Annotated in this window: 20 protein-coding genes and 1 pseudogene; 9 read left to right on the forward strand and 12 right to left on the reverse strand. The window is 63.1% G+C overall.

Features of this window, described 5'->3' with window-relative positions; genetic code table 11:
• Positions 1 to 15: 15 nt before the first annotated feature.
• Genes C1M53_RS09980 through C1M53_RS09990 form a run of 3 tightly spaced genes read right to left on the reverse strand, consistent with a single transcriptional unit; the run spans position 16 to position 2,985 of the window.
• A complete protein-coding gene (locus C1M53_RS09980; protein ID WP_129412109.1) occupies positions 16 to 480 on the reverse strand; it encodes an HPr kinase/phosphatase C-terminal domain-containing protein in 465 nt (154 codons plus the stop codon).
• Between the two features lie 5 nt (positions 481 to 485).
• Positions 486 to 2,267, reverse strand: coding sequence for a sensor histidine kinase (locus C1M53_RS09985; protein WP_129412110.1), 1,782 nt, complete (start codon positions 2,265 to 2,267; stop codon positions 486 to 488).
• Between the two features lie 16 nt (positions 2,268 to 2,283).
• Positions 2,284 to 2,985, reverse strand: a complete 702-nt coding sequence (locus C1M53_RS09990) for a response regulator transcription factor (protein WP_129412111.1) — start codon at positions 2,983 to 2,985, stop codon at positions 2,284 to 2,286.
• Positions 2,986 to 3,351: 366 nt separating this feature from the next.
• Between C1M53_RS09990 and C1M53_RS09995 the strand changes: the two genes are divergently transcribed.
• The 4 genes and pseudogenes from C1M53_RS09995 (at position 3,352) to C1M53_RS10010 (ending at position 6,780) form a co-directional block, all read left to right on the forward strand.
• Positions 3,352 to 4,962 (forward strand): phosphoenolpyruvate carboxykinase, encoded by a 1,611-nt coding sequence (locus C1M53_RS09995; protein WP_129412112.1) that lies wholly within the window; start codon positions 3,352 to 3,354, stop codon positions 4,960 to 4,962.
• 94 nt (positions 4,963 to 5,056) lie between these two features.
• The gene (gene arfB / locus C1M53_RS10000) at positions 5,057 to 5,494 is read left to right on the forward strand and encodes an alternative ribosome rescue aminoacyl-tRNA hydrolase ArfB (protein WP_129412113.1); all 438 of its coding nucleotides are present in this window, start codon (positions 5,057 to 5,059) and stop codon (positions 5,492 to 5,494) included.
• A gap of 93 nt (positions 5,495 to 5,587) precedes the next feature.
• Entirely contained in the window at positions 5,588 to 6,058 is a 471-nt protein-coding gene (lysM, locus tag C1M53_RS10005) for a peptidoglycan-binding protein LysM (protein WP_129412114.1), read from the forward strand.
• 108 nt (positions 6,059 to 6,166) lie between these two features.
• Positions 6,167 to 6,780, forward strand: a pseudogene (locus tag C1M53_RS10010) (alpha-ketoglutarate-dependent dioxygenase AlkB).
• A gap of 117 nt (positions 6,781 to 6,897) precedes the next feature.
• Here C1M53_RS10010 and coaA read toward each other — a convergent pair.
• The 9 genes from coaA to hisB form a co-directional block, all read right to left on the reverse strand.
• Positions 6,898 to 7,881: a type I pantothenate kinase gene (gene coaA, locus C1M53_RS10015; protein ID WP_186307203.1), complete on the reverse strand. Its 984-nt coding sequence runs from the start codon at positions 7,879 to 7,881 to the stop codon at positions 6,898 to 6,900.
• Positions 7,881 to 8,207, reverse strand: a complete 327-nt coding sequence (locus tag C1M53_RS10020) for a phosphoribosyl-ATP diphosphatase (protein WP_129412116.1) — start codon at positions 8,205 to 8,207, stop codon at positions 7,881 to 7,883. The genes coaA and C1M53_RS10020 overlap by 1 nt, the downstream gene beginning before the upstream one ends.
• Before the next feature lie 9 nt (positions 8,208 to 8,216).
• Complete coding sequence (gene hisF, locus C1M53_RS10025) at positions 8,217 to 9,011, reverse strand: imidazole glycerol phosphate synthase subunit HisF (RefSeq protein WP_129412117.1); 795 nt, start codon at positions 9,009 to 9,011, stop codon at positions 8,217 to 8,219.
• Positions 9,008 to 9,856, reverse strand: a complete 849-nt coding sequence (locus C1M53_RS10030; protein ID WP_129412118.1) for an arginase family protein — start codon at positions 9,854 to 9,856, stop codon at positions 9,008 to 9,010. Before C1M53_RS10030 ends, hisF begins: the two co-directional genes overlap by 4 nt.
• Entirely contained in the window at positions 9,853 to 10,599 is a 747-nt protein-coding gene (gene hisA / locus C1M53_RS10035) for a 1-(5-phosphoribosyl)-5-[(5-phosphoribosylamino)methylideneamino]imidazole-4-carboxamide isomerase (RefSeq protein WP_129412119.1), read from the reverse strand. Before hisA ends, C1M53_RS10030 begins: the two co-directional genes overlap by 4 nt.
• Complete coding sequence (locus C1M53_RS10040; RefSeq protein WP_245488508.1) at positions 10,600 to 10,890, reverse strand: DUF1330 domain-containing protein; 291 nt, start codon at positions 10,888 to 10,890, stop codon at positions 10,600 to 10,602.
• 10 nt (positions 10,891 to 10,900) lie between these two features.
• A complete protein-coding gene (gene hisH, locus C1M53_RS10045; RefSeq protein ID WP_129412120.1) occupies positions 10,901 to 11,551 on the reverse strand; it encodes an imidazole glycerol phosphate synthase subunit HisH in 651 nt (216 codons plus the stop codon).
• A gap of 1 nt (position 11,552) precedes the next feature.
• Positions 11,553 to 12,041, reverse strand: a complete 489-nt coding sequence (locus tag C1M53_RS10050; protein WP_129412121.1) for a DUF2628 domain-containing protein — start codon at positions 12,039 to 12,041, stop codon at positions 11,553 to 11,555.
• A 147-nt stretch (positions 12,042 to 12,188) separates the two neighbouring features.
• The gene (hisB, locus tag C1M53_RS10055; RefSeq protein ID WP_129412122.1) at positions 12,189 to 12,788 is read right to left on the reverse strand and encodes an imidazoleglycerol-phosphate dehydratase HisB; all 600 of its coding nucleotides are present in this window, start codon (positions 12,786 to 12,788) and stop codon (positions 12,189 to 12,191) included.
• A 237-nt stretch (positions 12,789 to 13,025) separates the two neighbouring features.
• Between hisB and hslV the strand changes: the two genes are divergently transcribed.
• Genes hslV through hslU form a run of 5 tightly spaced genes read left to right on the forward strand, consistent with a single transcriptional unit; the run spans position 13,026 to position 17,194 of the window.
• A complete protein-coding gene (gene hslV, locus C1M53_RS10060) occupies positions 13,026 to 13,577 on the forward strand; it encodes an ATP-dependent protease subunit HslV (RefSeq protein ID WP_054312621.1) in 552 nt (183 codons plus the stop codon).
• 2 nt (positions 13,578 to 13,579) lie between these two features.
• The gene (locus C1M53_RS10065; RefSeq protein ID WP_281040924.1) at positions 13,580 to 14,107 is read left to right on the forward strand and encodes a GNAT family N-acetyltransferase; all 528 of its coding nucleotides are present in this window, start codon (positions 13,580 to 13,582) and stop codon (positions 14,105 to 14,107) included.
• Positions 14,104 to 14,703 carry a DUF2585 domain-containing protein gene (locus C1M53_RS10070; RefSeq protein ID WP_129412123.1) on the forward strand — a complete coding sequence of 200 codons (600 nt, stop codon included), beginning with the start codon at positions 14,104 to 14,106 and terminating at the stop codon, positions 14,701 to 14,703. The genes C1M53_RS10065 and C1M53_RS10070 overlap by 4 nt, the downstream gene beginning before the upstream one ends.
• Before the next feature lie 16 nt (positions 14,704 to 14,719).
• Positions 14,720 to 15,874: a hypothetical protein gene (locus C1M53_RS10075; protein WP_129412124.1), complete on the forward strand. Its 1,155-nt coding sequence runs from the start codon at positions 14,720 to 14,722 to the stop codon at positions 15,872 to 15,874.
• A gap of 12 nt (positions 15,875 to 15,886) precedes the next feature.
• Positions 15,887 to 17,194 (forward strand): ATP-dependent protease ATPase subunit HslU, encoded by a 1,308-nt coding sequence (gene hslU, locus C1M53_RS10080; protein ID WP_129412125.1) that lies wholly within the window; start codon positions 15,887 to 15,889, stop codon positions 17,192 to 17,194.
• Positions 17,195 to 17,207 lie beyond the last annotated feature (13 nt).

Raw genomic sequence — 17,207 nt, forward strand, 5'->3', positions numbered from 1 at the left:
AAAAGTTCCGTTGCGTCATCGAAAAGACGCGATCGACAGCCGCGTCGAAATCGCTGCCAGAGCAGCGGTGACGTTGCGGGCTGCAACGTCGAGCGCGGGGATCTCGCAGCCGGCGATGGCAATGGTTGCGGCAGCCTGAAACCGCTGCATCTCGTGGTCCGGAACCAGCCGCACACACAGATCGATCAACGCCTCCGGCTCATACGCCACCGGCTGCGGACCGATGCCGGCAACCTCGGCCAGGCCGGCGATGGCGGGAGGGGCGGCACAAAGCAGCCGGCCGTCATGGCTGGAAATGAAAAGCTGGTCATCGGCGATCAGTCGCGAAAACAGGCCCTGCTCCCGAAAATGGCCGACCAGCGCCAGAGCCAGCGTCGATTTTCCCGACCCCGATGCACCGGTGATGAGAATGCCGCGATCTCCGGCCAGCAGCGCGGTGCCGTGGATGTTCGGCGCAGGCTTTGCCTCGTCTGCGGCCAAGGCGCTCAGCCTTCAGCCGGCAGGGCGACGAGGAAGCGGGCGCCCCGGATCTCGCCCGGCTTGGTGCCGGGGATGTTCTCGGCTGTCAGCGTGCCACCATGAGCCTCGACGATCTGCCGGCTGATCGACAGGCCAAGGCCCGAATTCTGCCCGAACGCCTCGCCGGCGGGCCGATCGGTGTAGAACCGTTCGAAGATGCGCTCGATGTTCTCGGCGCGGATGCCCGGACCGTTGTCGTCAACCGTGAGGATGTTGAACTTGCCCGACCTGGCAAGCGACAGCGTGATCTGGCCGTGACCGTCGGGCACGAACGAACGCGCATTCTCGATCAGATTGGTGATGACCTGGCCGAGGCGCAGGTCATGGCCCTGCACGTAATACCCCTTGGCGCCCTGCGGCAGCTTGGCGACCGTGAGTTCGATCTCGACCGATTTCTTGTGGTGGGAAGCCTCACGTGAAACGCTGACCAGATCGGAAACGAACTGCTTGAAATCGACCCTGGCCGCATCGTCGCGTGCCAGTTCGGCGTCGAGGCGGGAAGCATCGGAGATGTCGGTGATGAGGCGGTCCAGCCGCCTGACGTCATGCTGGATCACTTCCATCAGCCGGCCGCGCGAGGTCTCGTTCTTGGCCAGCGGCAGAGTCTCCACGGCACTGCGCAGCGACGTCAGCGGGTTCTTCAGCTCGTGCGAGACATCGGCGGCGAAACTTTCGATCGCCTCGATGCGGGCATAAAGCGCATTGGTCATGTCGCGCACCGCGATCGACAGGTTGCCGATCTCGTCCTGGCGGTCGGAGAAGTCGGGAATCTCCTCGCGATTCTTGATCGAACGGCGCACACGCACCGCAGCAGCCGACAGCCGGCGCAGCGGATTGGCGATGGTGGAGGCAAGCAGCATCGAGAGGATGGCCGTCACCAGCGCTGCAACGCCGAAAACGCGCAGGATCGCCTTGCGTTCGGCCGCCACGATCTTGTCAATGTCGCCGCCCTCGGTGGACAGCATCAGCACGCCGAGCACCGCCCGGAATCGCTGGATCGGCACCGCGACCGAGACGATCTGCTCGCCCTTTTCACTAACCCGCACGAATGTCGACGGACCACCCGTCAGCGCCTTCACCACCTCGGGGAAGGCGGCACCATTGCCGCCGGGCTGCTCCTTGTAGACCGGCAGCGAGTGGTTGGAGAAAATGTCGAAGACGAATTTCTGCGCGCGCTCGGCGAAACTGGGCTCTTCCTCCTCGGTCGGCGGCAGGTCGTAGCGCAGGATCTGGCCCTTTGAATACAGATGCCTGGAATCGAGCAGCAGGTTGGCGTCGCGGTCGTAGATGCGGGCGCGGGTGCGGGTCGGCGAAATCAGCCGCCGCAGAACCGGCGCCACGCGCTCGGGATTGATCGGAAAATCGAGATTGTCGAGCTGATCCGCCGAAGGGCCGAGGCTCTCGCCGGCCTGCAGCTCAAGCAGCTTTTCCGGATCGATGCGGATGGCATCGGTCTCCACCGTGGCCGATGCCGCGATGGCACCGGCGATGATCTCGCCCTGCGTCATCAGGCTTTCGACGCGCGCGTCGATCAGGCCGTCGCGGAACGTGTTGAGATAGAGAATACCGACGACCAGCACGGCGAGGCCGGCGAGGTTGAGGAAGAGGATGCGCCGGGTGAGGCTGGAAAAGATGTGATGGCCGAGGAAACGGCGCATCGGCACCGTTACCCTCGACAAGGCTGCGGGCAGGATACGCGACGACCGCCGCGTGGCCGAAGGCCTGTTCCGCTCTACCTCTGCTGCCATCGGATCCCGGTCAATCTCAGGCTTCGCGGAACCGGTAGCCGACCCCGTAAAGCGTTTCGATCATCTCGAAGTCGTCGTCGACGGCCTTGAACTTCTTGCGCAGCCGCTTGATGTGGCTGTCGATGGTGCGGTCGTCGACATAGACCTGCTCATCATAGGCCGAATCCATCAGCGCATCACGGCTTTTCACAACGCCCGGTCGCTGCGCCAGCGAATGCAGGATCAGGAATTCGGTGACGGTGAGCACGACGGGCTCGCCCTTCCAGGTGCAGGTGTGACGCTCCTGGTCCATGACCAGCTGGCCGCGCTCCAGCGAACGCGACGCCTGCGCCGGCGCCTTGGCGGCCGCCTCGCGGGCGCTGGTGCGGCGCAGAACCGCACGCACGCGCTCCACCAGAAGACGCTGCGAGAACGGCTTCTTGATGAAGTCGTCGGCGCCCATCTTCAGGCCGAACAGCTCGTCGATCTCGTCGTCCTTGGACGTCAGGAAGATGACCGGGAGGTCGGTCTTCTGGCGCAGACGGCGCAGCAGTTCCATGCCGTCCATGCGCGGCATCTTGATATCCAGGATCGCGAGGTTCGGCGGACGCGCCGCAAGCCCCTCGAGCGCGGACGCGCCATCCGTATAGGTTTCGACCCGATATCCTTCCGATTCCAAGGCAATCGAAACCGACGTCAGGATGTTGCGGTCGTCATCGACCAGCGCGATAGTCGCCATTTCCAGCGGCTCCCTCATAAGCGGGTGTCCCTTCATACCGTAGGAAGGGGCTTTTGCAGGACAAATTGGGTACAAAATGTGGCACGCCGCAAGCCGTCCTACATCGGCTAAGCGCTTATGTCCACAACGAGCCCTCCGCCATCACTTCGTCAAGATTGGACGCCGGGCGCTGCCCGATCCTTTGGCCGCCCCTTGGGGACAACCCGCAATTTTCACGCTTTTAAACGATTTAAACATCTTTCAAAATTTTTAAATCGATTAATGATTTGATATCGTTTGCTTTTTCTGATTTTGGCCATTTTCCGAAGCTTGGATCACCCGATCCTGGGGCAACCACCGAAGCGACAATCAACAGGGAGAATATCGATGGCGGAACGCGGCAAGCGTAACCCCGCATGCGGACTCGACGCGATTGGCCTGAAGACGACAGGCACGGTGCGCTACAATTTCGGGGCTGCCGAGCTCTATGAAGAAGCGCTGCGCCGCAACGAGGCGAAATTGACCGCTCATGGCGCCCTCGTCGCCGAGACCGGCCAGCACACCGGCCGTTCGCCCAAGGACAAGTTCGTGGTGCGCGACGCCAAGACGGAAGACACCGTCTGGTGGAACAACAACAAGGCCATCACTCCGGCCCAGTTCGACACGCTGCTTGCCGACTTCCTGGCACATGCGGCCGACAAGGATCTCTATGTGCAGGATCTCGTCGGCGGTGCCGACACGGAACTCAGCCTGCCGACCCGCGTCATCACCGAGTTCGCCTGGCACTCGCTGTTCATCCGCAACCTGCTGATCCGTCCCGAGACGGAAGCTCTGGCCAGCTTCCTGCCGAAGATGACGATCATCGACCTGCCGTCCTTCCGCGCCGACCCGGCCCGCCATGGCTCGCGTACCGAGACCATGATCGCACTCGATCTGACGCGCATGATCGTGCTGATCGGCGGTACCTCCTATGCCGGCGAGATGAAGAAGTCGGTGTTCACCGCCCTGAATTACCTGCTGCCGGAACAGGGCGTCATGCCGATGCACTGCTCGGCCAATGAAGGCCCGGATGGCGATGCCGCCGTGTTCTTCGGGCTGTCCGGCACCGGCAAGACCACGCTCTCGGCCGATCCGTCGCGCACGCTGATCGGCGACGACGAGCATGGCTGGGGACCGCACGGCATCTTCAACTTCGAAGGCGGCTGCTACGCCAAGACCATCAAGCTTTCGGCCGAGGCCGAGCCGGAAATCTTCGCAACCACCCGGCGCTTCGGCACAGTGCTGGAGAACGTCATCCTCGACGACCAGCGCGTCCCGGATTTCGACGACGGCCGGCTGACCGAGAACACGCGCTGCGCCTATCCGCTGAATTTCATTCCGAATGCCAGCGCCAGTGGCCGCGCCAGCCATCCGAAGAACATCATCATGCTGACGGCGGACGCTTTCGGCGTGATGCCGCCGATCGCCAGGCTGACGCCGGCACAGGCGATGTACCACTTCCTGTCGGGTTACACAGCCAAGGTTGCCGGCACGGAAAAGGGCGTGACCGAACCCGAGGCGACATTCTCGACCTGCTTCGGCGCGCCGTTCATGCCGCGGCATCCTTCGGAATACGGAAACCTGCTGCGCGAACTGATCGCGCGTCACGGCGTCGATTGCTGGCTGGTCAACACCGGCTGGACCGGCGGCGCCTATGGCACCGGCCGCCGCATGCCGATCAAGGCGACCCGCGCACTGCTCACCGCCGCGCTGAACGGCTCCCTCAACCAGGCCGCGTTCCGCACCGACCCGAATTTCGGCTTCGAGGTGCCGGTGGCCGTGGAGGGTGTCGACGGTGCCATCCTCGACCCGCGTTCGACCTGGGCCGACAAGGCCGGCTACGACCGCCAGGCCGCCAAGCTGGTCGGCATGTTCATCGACAATTTCGGCAAGTTCGAAGATCACGTCGATGCGGCCGTGCGTGGCGCCGCGCCGCGTGTACAGGAAGCAGCGGAGTAAGCTCCGCGAAGCTTCCTATCCCAGTTCTGCCTCCAACGGGCTCGATTTCGGTCGGGCCCTTTTCTTTTCGCCGCAGCCGCGCCATCACTGTGTCATGGCAAATGACGACATCATCAGGGTCAGCGCAGAGGCGATCATCCACCCCGACGACCTGGAAGAGAGTTTCATCCGCTCTTCCGGTCCTGGCGGGCAGAACGTGAACAAGGTCGCCACCGCGGTGCAACTGCGCTTCAACGCTGTACTTGCTGAAGGCCTTTCCGAGCGCGTGCGCGACCGCGTCATCCGCTTTGCCGGCCAGCGCGCCACCAAGGACGGCGTCATCGTCATCGAAGCCGGGCGTTTCCGCACCCAGGAACAGAACCGCGCCGATGCCCGTTCCCGACTGACGGCATTGGTGGCGAAGGCCGCTGAACCGCCGCCGCCGCCGCGCAAGAAGACCAAGCCCAGCAAGGGCGCGGTCGAGCGGCGTCTGAAAAGCAAGGCCGGACGCTCAACCGTCAAAAAACTTCGCGGCAGGGTTGGCGATGACTAGAAGAATAACAGCAGCGTTCCGCAACGTGACTTCCCATCGAAGCGTTCAGATGCAAAGTTGGCGCTCCCGCTCAACAGGCATGGAGGCGTTCCAATGGGAATTTTCGATTTCGTCAAAGGCGTCGGCAAGAAGCTCGGCATTGGCGACGATGAGGAAGCAGCGCCAGACGCCGGCACGCTGAAAAAGGAACTGGATTCGCACAAGCTCGGCACCGACGGCGTGCAGGTCGAGATCAAGGGCGACACGGCCGTTTTGAAGGGCGAGGTCAAGGACCAGTCGATCTTCGAGAAGGCCGTGATTGCCGTCGGCAACACGCTGGGTGTTTCGAAAGTCCAGGCGGACGAGCTCAAGGTTGGCGCCGATACCGCCACCGCAGCACCTGCCAAGGCCCCGGTTTTCTATACCGTGAAGAAGGGCGACAATCTGTGGAAGATCGCCGAGGCCCAGTATGGGAAGGGCAATGGCGCCAAGAATCCGCTGATTTTCGAAGCCAACAAGCCGATGCTCACCCATCCCGACAAGATCTATCCGGGTCAGGTCCTGCGCATCCCTGAACTTTCCTGATCCCGCTATACGGGTCAAAACGACAAGACGGCGGCTTTCGGGTCGCCGTTTTTCGTTGGCAGGTGCATTGTTGTGCCGCACCATCACCACGCGAATCTGGAACCTGCCATGCTCGTCCTGCCCAAAGGCGTCCGCCACATGCCCGGCCATCTCGCGCGCCCGGCCCAGGAAGCCCTGGTCGAGGCCGTACGCGCCGTCGTGCAGGAAGCACCGCTCTATGTGCCTGCCATGCCACGTACCGGCAAGGAGATGAGCGTGCGCATGACCAATTGCGGTGCGCTCGGCTGGGTCACGGACAAGGAGCAGGGCTATCGCTACCAGGCGACGCATCCGGCGACCGGAAAGCCGTGGCCCGCCATCCCGGAAAGCCTGCTTGCGCTGTGGCGTGAGGTTTCAGGCTATCCGCATCCGCCGGAAGCCTGCCTCGTCAATTTCTACACGGCCGACGCCAAGATGGGGCTGCACCAGGATCGCGACGAGCAGGAATTCGCCGGCCGGTGGTCTCGATCTCGCTCGGCGACGATTGCCTGTTCCGCGTCGGCCAGACGGCACGCGACGGCAAGACGGTGTCGTTCAGGCTGAAATCGGGCGATGTTGTCGTGCTGGGTGGCGATGGCCGCCTCGCCTTCCATGGCGTCGACCGCATCTATCCGATGACCTCGGCGCTGCTGAAGAACGGCGGGCGGATCAACCTGACCCTGCGGCGCGTGACGAAGCCCTGATTTCGTCCGTGGAAGACCAGAGCGTTTCCGTTTTTCACGGAAACGCGGAACGCTCTAAGGTTTTGTTTTCACCGCATTCTTGTAACGCCAAGTGATTCCACTTGGCTACAAAATGCTCTAGAGCTTTCGCAGCGCCACTTCCTCGACCAGGTGGTTGGCGCCCTTGCGCAGGATGAGATCGGCGCGTGGGCGTGTCGGCAGGATGTTCTCGCGCAGGTTCTTGAGGTTGATGTTGGCCCAAAGGCCCTCGGCGATGGCGCGAGCGGCGGTCTCCGACAATTGCGAATAGCGATGGAAGAAGGATTCCGGATTGCGGAAGGCGGTTTCGCGCAGCCGCATGAAGCGGGCGATGTACCATTCGTGGATGAGCTCTTCCTCGGCGTCGATGTAGATCGAGAAGTCGAAGAAGTCCGACAGGAATGGCACGAACTTGCCGTCCATCGGCAGCCTGCCGGGCTGCAGCACGTTGATGCCTTCGAAGATCAGGATGTCGGGCCGATCGATGGTGACATAGGCGCCCGGAAGCACGTCATAGGTCAGGTGCGAGTAAAGCGGTGCGCGCACGTCGCGTTCACCCGACTTGATCGATGACAGGAAACGCAGCAGCGCTCCGACGTCGTAGCTGTCAGGAAAACCCTTGCGCTCCATCAGCCGGTCGCGGCGCAGCACTTCATTGGGAAGGAGAAAACCGTCGGTGGTGACCAGGTCGACCTTCGGGCTCGACGGCCAGCGCGCGAGCAGCTCCTTCAGAACGCGCGCGGTGGTCGACTTGCCGACCGCCACGGAACCGGCGATGCCGATGATGTAGGGCGTCTTGACCACACTGGCCTTGTTGAAGAAGGCCTGGCGCTGGCGAAACAGCATCTGGCTGGATTCGACATGCGCCGAAAGCAGGCGCGACATCGACAGATAGATGCGGGTGACTTCCTCGAGATCGACCGGGTCGTTCAGCGAGCGCAGCCTGTCGATCTCGTCCCTGCCGAGCGTCAGCGGCGTGTCGGCGCGGAATTTGGCCCAGTCGTCGGCGGAAAAGAAAAGATAGGGAGAATATTTCTCGGTCGGCGTGAGCTGGTCCATCGAGATCCCCGCCCTTTCCAGCATCAGTCCCGCCCGCCCCGCGAAGCCTTCTCGGTGATGCCTGAACGCCCGGTCCGGCGTTCGAGTTCCGCCAGAACGTCATCCAGCGGCACACCCGCGATGCCGAGCACCACCAGCCAATGATAGAGGAGATCGGCGCTTTCCGAAACGAGCCCCTGCCGGTCACCCTTGATGGCGGCGATGACGGTCTCGACGGCCTCTTCGCCGAGCTTTTGCGCGGCCTTGTCCATGCCGCGCGCATAAAGCTTGGCCGTCCACGATTCCGGATCGCCGGAATGCGCACGCTCGCGAATGGTCGCCTCGAGATCGGACAGCGAAAAGCCAGTCATAATAGCCGTTTAGGACCCTTTGGGGAGCGAGTCGAGTCGCATCGGCAGACCAGCCGCCGCCATATGCTGTTTGGCCTCGGCAATCGTGTAGGTGCCGAAATGGAAGATGGAGGCGGCAAGCACCGCGGTGGCATGACCATCGCGGATACCGGCGACCATGTGGTCGAGATTACCGACGCCGCCTGACGCGATCACCGGAACGCGAACGGCGTCCGCGACAGCGCGCGTCAGGGCAATGTCATAACCCGCCTTGGTACCGTCGCGATCCATCGAGGTCAGCAGGATTTCGCCAGCACCGAGATCGACGACCTTGCGGGCAAACTCGACGGCATCGATGCCGGTCTTTTCGCGGCCGCCATGGGTGAAGATCTCCCAGCGATCGGCCTCACCGGCCGCCGATACCTTCTTGGCGTCGATGGCAACGACGATGCACTGGTTGCCGAACTTGTCGGCGGCTTCCGCGACGAAGGACGGGTTCTTCACCGCCGTGGTGTTGATCGATACCTTGTCGGCGCCGGCCAGCAGGAGCCTTCGGATATCGGCAACCTGGCGCACGCCGCCGCCGACCGTCAGCGGCATGAAACACTGTTCGGCGGTGCGGGCGACGACATCGAAGATGGTTTCGCGGTTGTCGGACGAAGCGGTGATGTCGAGGAAGCAGAGCTCGTCGGCACCGGCCGCATCATAGGCCTTGGCGGCTTCCACCGGGTCGCCGGCATCGACCAGGTCGACGAAATTGACGCCTTTCACAACACGGCCATCTTTGACATCCAGGCACGGGATGACTCTCGCCTTCAGCGTCACAGGGCAGCTCCCGGTTCCTCTACCGTGGCGAGCAGCTCGGTGAGCAACTGTCCGACCAGGGGCGGCACTTCGGCCTGGGCATCGAAGGCGGGATCGTAGGCCGAGATGGTAATGCCGACGACCGGCACGTCCTTGGCCATGATGCAGGCTGCGCGGCGCAGCTGCACCGGGTTCGGGCCGCCTTCCGTCGTGTAGCGGTTGGCCTGCAGTTCCTTCGGGTCATGCACGTCGAGGTCGATATGCATGTGGGTGCGCGTCGCACCGGCCGCCTTCAGCCTGGTGACGGCTCCCACGGCGCCACCGCACTCTGTGCGGATGACCGGCAAGGTCTCCAGCAGCTTCTTTTCATCCGGGTCGAGGTCGCGTGCATTGACCAGGATGCAGCGTGACGGATCGATCGGCTTGAAGCCCGGTATCTCGAGCGCCATCGGTTTCCAGCACAGGCCGAGCACCGTCGACAGCGCCATGCCGTCAAGGAAGCCGTAGATCGAGGTTTCTGGCGTGTTGAGGTCGCCATGCTGGTCGGCCCAGATGATGGAATCGGCATCCTCGCCGGCAACCGCTCCCGCAGCGGTCAGGCAATTGCCCGTCAGGACGACAGGAAACCGGCCATCTTCGCCCACGGCGCGCACTTTTTTGGCGACCGCGTTGCAGACCGCGAACCCGGTCGCGATCTCACGACCCGGCTCATCGCCAACCTTGCCAATGTCTTCCACGTCGACTTCGTGGCCGGCGAGCGTCAGCGCTTCGACCAGTCCGCCGGCAATCAGAGCGTCGGGGCCCTGGCCGCAGCCGCCATGGAAATGCCCACTGTCGTAGGAAGCGAGGATGATCGACAGCTTCACCAGGCAGCCTCCTTCGTCTTGCCTTTCAGGATCGCCAGCGCCTCGGCAGGATCGATGCGGCCGTCGTAGAGAGCGCGGCCGGAAATGGCACCTTCAAGCCTGGCGGCATCAGGCATGGTCATGCGCACGATGTCGGCGATCGAAGCCAGTCCGCCGGACGCGATGACCGGGATGGAGACCGCTTCGGCGAGGTCGATGGTCGAATCCCAGTTGATGCCGGTGAGCACGCCGTCGCGGTCGATGTCGGTGTAAATGATGGCGGCGACGCCGGCCCCCTCGAACTTCTTGGCAAGCTCGACCACGCCAAGGCTGGAGGCTTCCGCCCAGCCTTCAACCGCCACCTTGCCGCCTTTCGCATCGATGCCTACGGCAACCTTGCCGGGAAATGCCCGGCAGGCTTCCTTGACCAGTTCGGGATCGCGCACGGCGACTGTGCCGAGAATCACGCGGGCAAGCCCGCGATCCAGCCAATCCTCGATCTGCGGCAAGGTGCGGATGCCGCCGCCGAGCTGCACCGGATTTCTGGTCGCCTTCAGGATGGCACCGACCGCTGCGCTGTTGACGCTCTTGCCCTTGAAGGCGCCGTTGAGATCAACGACGTGCAGCCATTCGAAACCTTGCGCCTCGAAGGCACGCGCCTGGTCGGCGGGATCCTCGTTGTAGACGGTGGCCGTATCCATGTCGCCGAGTTTCAGGCGAACGCACTTGCCGTCCTTCAGATCGATTGCCGGAAAAAGGATCATCTATGCCCCCTCGACGATGGCGACCTTGCCGACCGATCCGGCCAGACGATGCTTCAGAGCTTCCTGGTATTCCGGCGAGTTGTAGCAGGCGAGCGCCGTCTCGTAGGACTCGAACTCGATGATGACATGCCGGTTGCCGGTCGGGCCTTCCGGCTCGGTGTGGCGGCCGGCACGCACCAGGAATTTGGCGCCGTATCTGGCAAAGGCCGCACCATTGGTTTCGATGTACGTCTTGTAGATGTCGAGGTCTTGGACATCGATCATGGCCATCCAGTAGCCCTTCTTGCTCACGATATCCTCCTCAAGGCTTCCAGCGCAGGAAATTGGCGATCAGGGCGAGGCCGAGCGCCTGGCTCTTCTCGGGATGGAACTGCGTGCCGGCAAGGTTGTCGCGTGCAACCGCGGCCGTCACCAGCCCACCGTAGTCGGCCTCGGCAAGCACCTCGTTCGGATCGCGCGCATCGAGATGGTAGGAATGGACGAAATAGGCGTGAAGCCCGTCCGGACCTGTCGGTATGCCGGCAAACAGCGGGTGTTCCCGCTTCACCGCGATGGTGTTCCAGCCGATCTGGGGGATCTTGAGCGCGGCGTCAGCAGGCCTGATCTCCTTGACGTCGCCGCCGATCCAGCCGAAGCCCTCGGTGACCGTCTTTTCCAGACCACGCTCCGACATCAGCTGCATGCCGACACAGATGCCCAGGAAAGGCCGGGCCTTGGCGATGGCGACCTCCTGCACGGCTTCCCACATGCCGTCGACCGCATGCAGGCCGGCGGCGCAATCCGCGTATGCGCCGACGCCCGGCAGCACGATGCGGTCGGCATGGCGTACCCGCGCCGCGTCCGCGGTCAGTTCGATATCGGCGGCGACGCCTGCTTCGCGCGCGGCGCGCTCGAAGGCCTTGGTGGCCGAGCGCAGATTGCCCGAGCCGTAGTCGATGATGGCAACCAGCATGTCAGTGTCGTCCGGGATGGGAAAGTCCAAGCGCCATGCCGGTCTGCACCGAGCGCGCGGGATTGGCGGCGGGCACGATCGTCTGGCGAAACTCTGTCGGCTCGACCGCAGGCTCGGAGGTCTCGCGCCCGAATGCGTAGCGGGTTTCCGCGTCGGCCAGATTTTCCGCCTCGACCACGCCCCATTCTGTCCAGCCCGCGCGGCGCAGTGCCGCGGCCCGCAATGCCGCCCCTTCGAAGCCGACGACGAGGGAGACGAGCAGGGTCAGCAGCGAACCGGCAACCGCCAGCCCCTGGCTTTCGCCGACGAAGGACAGCGCGCCGAGGACGATGAAAGCCAATACGGCGGCGAACCAGAGGCGATGCCACAGCAGCCAGAACGGGGGCAGGATGAAGGCCAGCCAGGAGAACCCGTCACGGATCAACCGTGTCCCTTCAGGCCTCGTGCCGAGGCCATCGGAAGGTGGTTCCATGACGATAAAACTGGCCATGACTAAGAGACCGCTTGGAAATTGATGAGGCCGGGCTGCAAACGACAAGAAACTGCGCTCCGATGCTCTCGTAGCGCCATGTACGCTCCGCTTCGGTGCTCGTTTCTCATCATTTTCGCCTCGGCCTGATCAATTTCGAAACGGTCTCTACCCCTGCAGCGAACCCTTGGTGGAAGGAACCGCGTCCGGCTGGCGCGGATCACTCTCGAGCGCAGCCCGCAGCGCGCGCGCGACAGCCTTGAAGCAGGTTTCCGCGATGTGATGGTTGTTGGCGCCGTAGTGGTTCGTCACATGCAGCGTGATGCCGGCATGCTGCGACAGCGCCTGGAAGAATTCGCGCACCAGTTCGGTGTCGAAAGTGCCGATCTTCGGCGCCGAAAAAACAACGTTCCAGACCAGGAACGGCCGGCCCGACACGTCGACCGCGGCACGCGTCAGCGTCTCGTCCATGGCAAGATCGATCGAGGCATAACGCATGATGCCGCGCCGCTCGCCAAGCGCCCTGGCCAGGGCTTGGCCGATGACGATGCCGGTGTCTTCGACAGTGTGGTGGTCGTCGATGTGCAGGTCGCCTGTCGCCTTCACCGTCATGTCGATCAGCGAATGGCGCGACAGCTGGTCGAGCATGTGGTCGAAGAAGCCGACCCCGGTCGAAATGTCGGACTTGCCGGTGCCGTCGACATGAACCGACACGGCGATGTCGGTTTCCTTGGTCTTGCGGCTGATTTCGGCCGAACGGGGTGCCATGACCTCATCCTCGCTACAGGAAAACGAGTGCGTTCTAACAGCATGATCCGGCGATTGCCAGTTGCCAAAACTGCCAGTCGAAACATATGCCTTCGCAGTCTATCGTGAAGTGGAGTCGGGTTGGGTCGTGGCTCCATTCCGGGTTTGCAAACGGGATGGCGCTGCATACATATGCCGCAACTCAACTCGTAGCGCGCCAATCGCCTCGGAAGGGATGGCGCGGAATCGGAGCAACATATGTCAGACGAACGTTCCATGCACTCCACGACCATCGTCACCGTGCGCAAGGGCGGCAAGGTGGTGATCGCCGGCGACGGCCAGGTCAGCCTTGGCCAGACCATCATGAAGGGCAATGCACGCAAGGTGCGCCGCATCGGCAAGGGCGGCTCGGTGATCGCCGGTTTCGCCGGCGCGACGGCAGATGCCTTCACGCTCCTGGAGCGGCTGGAAGCCAAGCTCGAGCAATATCCCGACCAGCTGATGCGCGCGAGCGTCGAACTCGCCAAGGACTGGCGCACCGATCGTTACCTGCGCCGGCTCGAAGCCATGATGCTGGTGGCCGACAAGAATGTCTCGCTGGCGCTGACCGGCAATGGCGACGTGCTGGAGCCGGAACAGGGCGTGATGGCGATCGGCTCGGGCGGCAACTATGCGCTCGCCGCCGCACGCGCGCTGATCGACACCGACAAGGATGCCGAGGAGATCGCCCGCAAGGCCATGCAGATCGCGGCAGACATCTGCGTCTACACCAACCACAATTTCGTCGTCGAAACACTGGACGCCGCCTGATCGTGAATTCCCCAAAGGCGCCCAGCTACGGCTTTCGTCCACTGACGCATGAGGACATGCCGCTTCTGGCGCGCTGGCTCGTCATGCCGCATGTCGCGGCATGGTGGGGCGACAAGGCAACAGAGATGAAAGGCATCGCCGAGACGATCGACAGCGTCGACACCGAGCCTTTCATCATCGAACTGGACGGCAGGCCGATCGGCTTCATCCAGAGCTATGACCCGCATCTCGACGAGGGCGAGAACCCATTCCAGGACCAGCCGACCGGCACGCTCGGCATCGACCAGTTCATCGGCGAACCCGAGCTGATCGGCAAAGGCCACGGCACCCGATTGATCACGGAATTCGTGGAGATGCTGTTCGAGGAAGGTGCGCCGCGCGTCATCCTCGACCCGGACCCGGCCAACAAGGCTGCGGTCAGAGTCTATGAAAAAGTCGGCTTCCATCCCGTCCGTCGTTTCAAGACGGAGAACGGCGGGAACGCACTGCTGATGGCGATCGACAATCCAGACGACGCGGACGCCGAATGACCGCAGCCGGCACCGGCGATCTGCCACTGCATCAGCGACTGGCCTGGCCGGCCGGGCTCGCCATTGCCGCGGCGCTGATCGGCATCCAGGCACTGGTCCTCTACTTCCAGGGCCATCCGGCGATCTGCACCTGCGGTACCGTCAAGCTGTGGCACGGCATCGTGCAGAGTTCGGAGAACTCCCAGCACATCGCCGACTGGTATACGCCCTCGCACATCATCCACGGCTTCCTGTTCTATGCGCTGGCGAAATTCCTGTTCCCGCGCTCGTCGATCTGGCTCCGGCTAGCCTTTGCACTGATGGTCGAGGGTGGCTGGGAGATCCTGGAGAACAGCCCTCTCATCATCGACCGCTATCGTGCCGGCACGATCTCGCTCGACTATTTCGGCGACTCCATCATCAATTCGGTGTCCGACACGCTGGCCATGGTGGCGGGCTTCGCCGCTGCCCGCTATCTTCCCGTCTGGCTGGTCGTGACCATCGCCATTCTGTTCGAGGTCGGCACGGGTTATATGGTCCGCGACAACCTCACCCTCAACGTGCTGATGCTGGTCTATCCGCTGGAAGCGGTCAAAGCCTGGCAAGGGGCCGCATGATGATTGGGTATCCGTTGTGATCAGCCAGGAAACGCTCGACAGCGCCGTCACCCAGGGCGTCATCACCACGCAGCAGCGCGACCGGCTTTACGCGCTGGAACGCAGCGGCTCCTTCAATGCGGAAGACGCTTCGGAGTCGGCCGAGGAAAACCTGCGGCTGATCGGCGGCGGCAACGATCTGTTCGTGACCGTCGGTACGGTCCTGCTGACGGTCGGCTTCTATTTCGTGCTCAACACGCTGCTGCCCGGCCAGCGGCTGTGGATCGCCGCGCTGATCGTGGTGTTTTCCTGGGGCCTCGCCGAGGTCGTCACCCGCCAGCACCGCATGAAACTGTCATCGACGGTGCTCAGCCTGTTCTTCGTCATCTCCTTCACCGTCGCGCTCGAACTGGAGATCTTCGCGCGCTATCCGATCCAGAAGCCGGAATCGATCTGGCAGCTGCTGGCGCTCCGCCAGCAGGTCTCGGGCGCCGGCTATCTGTTCCTCGGTGGTGTCATGGCGGCGGTCGCGCTCTATTTCTGGCGCTTCAGGGTACCCATTCTTGCCGGCGTTTTCGCGATCGCCGCGACACTGCTCGCCTTCCTGCAGACCGCGCTCATGCTTTACGATGGGGTGACCACAGGCGCGGTTGCACCGCCGCGACTGGAGGACATGCCGGAGCTGATGCGGGCAGCACTCTACATGCCGCTGATCTGCGGCCTGATCGTCTTCGGCACGGCCGTCGCGCTGGACGTGTATGACCGCGAACGTCGCAAGATCTGGTCCGACTGCGCATTCTGGCTGCATGTCGTTTCGGCGCCGATGCTGGTGCATCCGCTCTTCATCATGGCAACCGGTCAGGACGTCGTGATGGGCCGCATCGAACCCGACGCCAACGCCACGATCATGCTGGCGATCCTCATCATCGCCTTTGTCTATGTGGCGCTTGCCATTGATCGCCGATCGCTGCTGGTGCCGACGCTTGCCTATTTCGGGTCGCTCGGCATCTACTATCTGGTCAATTCGACGGCCAACAGCACCGGCATTCCGCCTTTCGCCCTGATCCTGCTGGTGGTTGGCGCCTTGATCATAACCTTCGGCGCAGGCTGGCAGCATATCAGGCGCTTGATCGTACGCCCCACGCTCCCCACATCCGTGCTCGACAAACTTCCTCCCATCAAACAAGTGTAGACGTGTAATTTCATGAGCAATTTCTCTCCCCGCGAAATCGTTTCCGAACTCGACCGTTTCATCATCGGCCAGAAGGATGCCAAGCGCGCCGTCGCCATCGCGCTGCGCAACCGCTGGCGCCGCCAGCAGCTGGAAGGCCAGATGCGCGAAGAGGTGATGCCGAAGAACATCCTGATGATCGGACCTACCGGCGTCGGCAAGACCGAGATCTCGCGCCGCCTCGCCAAGCTGGCGGGCGCGCCCTTCGTCAAGGTCGAGGCGACCAAGTTCACCGAGGTCGGCTATGTCGGCCGCGACGTCGAGCAGATCGTGCGCGACCTGGTCGAGGTCGGCATCGGCCTGGTGCGTGAGAAGATGCGCGAGGACGTCAAGGCGCGCGCACACGTCAACGCCGAGGAGCGTGTGCTCGAGGCCCTGGTCGGCAAGACGGCCTCGCCGGCGACCCGCGAGAGCTTCAAGAAGAAGCTGCGCGACGGCGAACTGGACGACAAGGAGATCGAGATCGAGGTGACCGATACCGGCAACGGCGGCATGCCCGGTTTCGAAATCCCCGGCATGCCGGCAGGTGTCGGTGTGCTCAACATCAACGACATGCTGTCGAAGGCGATGGGCGGCAAGCGTACCAAGATGCGCAAGACCACGGTCAAGGAAAGCTACGACCTTTTGATCCAGGACGAGTCCGACAAGCTGCTCGACCAGGACGAAGTGGTGCGTCGCGCCCTGGAAGCGGCCGAGAATGACGGCATCGTCTTCCTCGACGAGATCGACAAGATCGCGGCGCGCTCCGACGTTTCGGGCGGGCCTTCGCGCGAAGGCGTGCAGCGCGACCTGCTACCGCTCGTCGAAGGCACGACGGTGGCGACCAAGTACGGGCCGGTGAAGACCGACCATATCCTGTTCATCGCTTCCGGCGCTTTCCACGTCTCCAAGCCGTCCGACCTGCTGCCGGAACTGCAGGGCCGCCTGCCGATCCGCGTCGAACTGAGGGCGCTGGAGAAGGAAGACTTCGTGCGCATCCTGACGGAGACCGAGGCCAGCCTGATCAAGCAGTACATCGCGCTGATGAAGACCGAAGGCGTCGAGCTGGACTTCACCGACGATGCCATCGATTCGCTGGCCGGCATTGCCGTCGACCTCAACGCTACGGTCGAGAACATCGGCGCACGCCGGCTGCAGACGGTGATGGAACGCGTGCTGGACGAGATCTCCTACGACGCGCCGGACCGCAACGGCAGCAAGGTGACGATCGACGCCGACTATGTGAAGAAGCATGTCGGAGACCTGTCGAAGAACACCGACCTGTCGCGCTTCATCCTGTAGTCCCGTGCCCTGT

Source organism: Mesorhizobium sp. Pch-S (genome assembly GCF_004136315.1).
Taxonomy (GTDB): Bacteria; Pseudomonadota; Alphaproteobacteria; order Rhizobiales; family Rhizobiaceae; genus Mesorhizobium.

What these genes read in the sequence shown, in the direction of transcription:
- C1M53_RS09985 (WP_129412110.1), bottom strand. Translation starts at nt 2,267, where the DNA reads ATGGCAGCAGAGGTAGAGCGGAACAGGCCTTCGGCCACGCGGCGGTCG.
- C1M53_RS09990 (WP_129412111.1), bottom strand. Translation starts at nt 2,985, where the DNA reads ATGGCGACTATCGCGCTGGTCGATGACGACCGCAACATCCTGACGTCG.
- C1M53_RS09995 (WP_129412112.1), top strand. Translation starts at nt 3,352, where the DNA reads ATGGCGGAACGCGGCAAGCGTAACCCCGCATGCGGACTCGACGCGATT.
- arfB (WP_129412113.1), top strand. Translation starts at nt 5,057, where the DNA reads ATGGCAAATGACGACATCATCAGGGTCAGCGCAGAGGCGATCATCCAC.
- lysM (WP_129412114.1), top strand. Translation starts at nt 5,588, where the DNA reads ATGGGAATTTTCGATTTCGTCAAAGGCGTCGGCAAGAAGCTCGGCATT.
- coaA (WP_186307203.1), bottom strand. Translation starts at nt 7,881, where the DNA reads ATGCTGGAAAGGGCGGGGATCTCGATGGACCAGCTCACGCCGACCGAG.
- C1M53_RS10020 (WP_129412116.1), bottom strand. Translation starts at nt 8,207, where the DNA reads ATGACTGGCTTTTCGCTGTCCGATCTCGAGGCGACCATTCGCGAGCGT.
- hisA (WP_129412119.1), bottom strand. Translation starts at nt 10,599, where the DNA reads ATGATCCTTTTTCCGGCAATCGATCTGAAGGACGGCAAGTGCGTTCGC.
- hisH (WP_129412120.1), bottom strand. Translation starts at nt 11,551, where the DNA reads ATGCTGGTTGCCATCATCGACTACGGCTCGGGCAATCTGCGCTCGGCC.
- C1M53_RS10050 (WP_129412121.1), bottom strand. Translation starts at nt 12,041, where the DNA reads ATGGCCAGTTTTATCGTCATGGAACCACCTTCCGATGGCCTCGGCACG.
- hisB (WP_129412122.1), bottom strand. Translation starts at nt 12,788, where the DNA reads ATGGCACCCCGTTCGGCCGAAATCAGCCGCAAGACCAAGGAAACCGAC.
- hslV (WP_054312621.1), top strand. Translation starts at nt 13,026, where the DNA reads ATGTCAGACGAACGTTCCATGCACTCCACGACCATCGTCACCGTGCGC.
- C1M53_RS10070 (WP_129412123.1), top strand. Translation starts at nt 14,104, where the DNA reads ATGACCGCAGCCGGCACCGGCGATCTGCCACTGCATCAGCGACTGGCC.
- hslU (WP_129412125.1), top strand. Translation starts at nt 15,887, where the DNA reads ATGAGCAATTTCTCTCCCCGCGAAATCGTTTCCGAACTCGACCGTTTC.